The organism is Vibrio sp. M260118 (assembly GCF_036533755.1).
GTDB lineage: Bacteria > Pseudomonadota > Gammaproteobacteria > Enterobacterales > Vibrionaceae > Vibrio.
In genome coordinates, this window is the sequence record NZ_JATABG010000371.1 from 1 (window position 1) to 3,362 (window position 3,362).

Consider the following 3,362-nt stretch of genomic DNA (forward strand, 5'->3'; position numbering starts at 1 on the left):
CAATTACCTCATCTCCGATTTGATGACCATAACTGTCATTAACTTGTTTAAAATCATCGATATCGAAAACCATAATCGTCACCTCACCACCTGCCTTAAGGCGTTGCTGAAACTCGGCGAAAAAATGGCGTCGATTACTCAACTGAGTAAGGGGATCGGTTTCCGACAGTTTCTTAAGCTCTAAGTTCGCTTGTTGAAGTGCTTGTGTTCTGCGCTTTACCATTTGATTCAACAGCACGATATAGCCAGTTGTTGCCACGCCTATGATGAGCAAAACTACTGGTAACAGAAAATCTGGATACACAGTGCTGACATACATCCAACGAGAGAAAATCTTTTTTTTGGCTTCACTATCAAAAGCGTTAATGCCGTCTGAAATTTGTTGCTGTAAAGCTAAATTCCCTTCGCGTACGGCTGCTCTGAGTTCACCAGAGTAGAGATGGCGTGCCCCAACAAATCGATGAGGTTCTTCGCTACCGTATAAATAGAAGTTCGCGACTTGTAAATCAGCAACAAAGGCTTGCAACTTACCATCATAAGCGGCCTCAATCATAGATTGATTATTAGGGTAACTGACTAAGTTCAAATTTGGAAAATGCAAGCGGGTAAACTCTTCTTCAAATCCACCTGTGACGACGCCTACCCGGTGTTTCTGATCGCCGAGCATGAATTCATCCAAATTTGTTCCGATTAATGATTGGTTAACATATATCTGAGCATCAATAGTAAGCAGTTCAGGCGAAAAATCTAAGTAACTCTCTCTACTTTCTGACCATAAAAGACCCGCATGCACATCTGCACGTCCTTCTTTAACTGCATCGAGTGACTCTTGCCAATCAACAAGCAGAAACTCAACATCAAGATTGTGCACACGCCCATATTCGCGCCAATAATCAATCAATATACCGTCAGGTTCGCCTTTGTGATTGATGAAGGCATAAGGTTTCCACGCCTTGGAGTTGGCAACAACAAGCCGATCGCCTTGTTCTGCATACACCCAAGTGCAGCTTATCAATAACCATAAGCTAGTTAATACACGAAGCATGTCTACTCTCACAATAAATACGCCCAGCAATTACATTTGCTGAGCTTATATTATTAACATTTATTGACAGTATATGATACTTCGTTTGTTAAATATGTTACTAAACTGCCTGGAAGCGACTCATCTCTGTGTTCAACTCATCGACCCTATCCTGCACCTGCAATGAGATTTCTGAAGATGAGTTCGAAATATGAGCAACGCCATTAACGGACTCGATCACCTGGTTCATCAACCCTTGTATTTCATCAGTGGCTTGTGATTGCTGCTGCGCAGAGCCTAATAACTCTTGCATTTGCAAATTTAAATCTTCGATTTGCTTGGTGGTTGAACTCAGAGTCGCATAAGCTTGCTCGGTATGATTCGCCCCCTCTTTGGCTAACGTTTTACTGGTATCAATTTGCCCCACTACCGCGGCTGTCGAAGATTGAATTGCATTAACAATACTATTAATTTCTGTGGTCGACTCGGTAGTTCGACTCGCAAGTTGTCTTACTTCGTCTGCAACAACAGCGAAGCCTCGACCATATTCCCCCGCTCGAGCAGCTTCTATTGCAGCATTTAGCGCTAGTAAATTGGTTTGCTCTGCAAGCCCTTCAATAACTTCTGTGACTCGACCTATCGCTTCACTCTCTCGGCTCAGAGCATCAACCTGCTCACTGGCCTTTTCGACGGTAGAATGAAGTGCACCCACCGTACTCTTATTTAGGTCGAGAGCCTTAAATCCTAACTCAATCTGGGTTCGAGAATCAGATAACAGTCCTGCCGACTGTTCAGCTTGCCTTGCAGTGTCTGTCGCAGAGTGACTGACATCGGTTACTTGTTGGCTAACGAGTTCAATGGTTGATTTTTGGTTGTCCACCTGGTTGGCGGTTTTCGCGTTAGCTTCAAGTAGCGAACTCATGCTCTCACTAACAATTGAAGCCTTGCTACTCACTCCCTTAACTATGGTCGCAAGTTCGTCATTCATCTGGTTGATTGAGCGCGTTAAGCTAGCGAGCTCATCACTGCCCTCAACATTCAATGCCGCCTGTGATATGTCCCCATTTGCAATTGATTCAGCACGTTTTGCAATTATTTTTACTCTGCGACCAATGTTTTTACCCATAACGTTTGCTGTTGTTGCTGCAACAATAACAACAACGACAATGGATGCGAGCAGCAATGAAATCACCTTGGTGACCGAATCAAATATGCCTTGGCCACTTTGATCTGCAAACGCCTGCTGTTGATTGATCACTGACTCCAAATTTAAATCCAATGCAGAGACCGCAGGCACAAGTTCATTGGCCATTTTCTGGTTAGCGATGTTCCAATCCGACGAACGACGCAGTTGAATCACTTGTTCTGCTAAGGGGAAATATAACTGCTGCATCTCTTTAAACAGATCCCACAAGCCCTGATCACTACTTGAGAGCAGAGCAACCTTTGAGTCAATTTCTTTAACAGACTTGGCATGAGATTTTAGAAAATCCTGGTATTTGTCTAAATGTTCCTGTTTACCATACAAGAGAAAATCACGCATCGAAGACAACGCGTTGGCAAGTGATGTATAGCTATCGGCGTAGAGTCTAAATAGACGCTTCCTCTCTCCACCTTCTTTGTTGCCCGCTTCGTCGTTGATTAAACCTTGCAATTGGTCTAGAGCGACTTCCGCGATGGGGGCGGCTTCATTAATAAATAGAGAATGGGCAGGAAGGTTATCTTCTGAATGGCTAAGTACGGCGATTTCGTTTAACGATTGGGCGACTAACATCCATTGTGACAGGAGCTGCTGGTAGCTCTCCTGAGCGAGTAACGACTCTAGCGTGGGTAAAGACTGTTCGACTTTTAATAGTGATTGATCAAGTTTAGCTTTTTCTGCCTCACCTAAAAGTTCATCACCACCTAGCAACATATAAGCTCTAAGTGACGACACAGTAGCATGAATAGATTGCTGAATAGACCGTCCGGCATCCACTGTCGGAAGATCACGATTGACTAACGACCCTGTATGAACCTCTACAGTCGTTAAACTGCGGTAAATAAAAAAAGTGGAACCGATAAAAAGTACTGCAAGCGACAGAAAACTCAGCTGTAACTTCCCTGATATCGTGAGTTTCATCCATTAACTCCTATAGTTATCTCGTGGCTTACTATAACGTCTAGGATGGTAATGTTAAATATATGTAAGAAGTGGACCCCGATGGTTGGACACATAAGCTAATTTCTTAAGTGGTTGATCTTGCTCATGCAGCGTATCTTTGTCTGCCGAAGTAGACTTCATCAGGAGTGAGGTCATTGAGTCCTTGATGATTACGCTCTTCATTATAAAACACCA

Annotated in this window: 2 protein-coding genes; both read right to left on the reverse strand. The window is 43.5% G+C overall.

The features are described from left to right. Positions 1-1,045: transporter substrate-binding domain-containing diguanylate cyclase (locus QTO00_RS16910; protein WP_331425822.1), on the reverse strand; the 1,045-nt coding region annotated here is incomplete at its 3' end. A gap of 100 nt (positions 1,046-1,145) precedes the next feature. Beyond that, positions 1,146-3,146 (reverse strand): methyl-accepting chemotaxis protein, encoded by a 2,001-nt coding sequence (locus tag QTO00_RS16915; RefSeq protein WP_331425823.1) that lies wholly within the window; start codon positions 3,144-3,146, stop codon positions 1,146-1,148. Positions 3,147-3,362 lie beyond the last annotated feature (216 nt).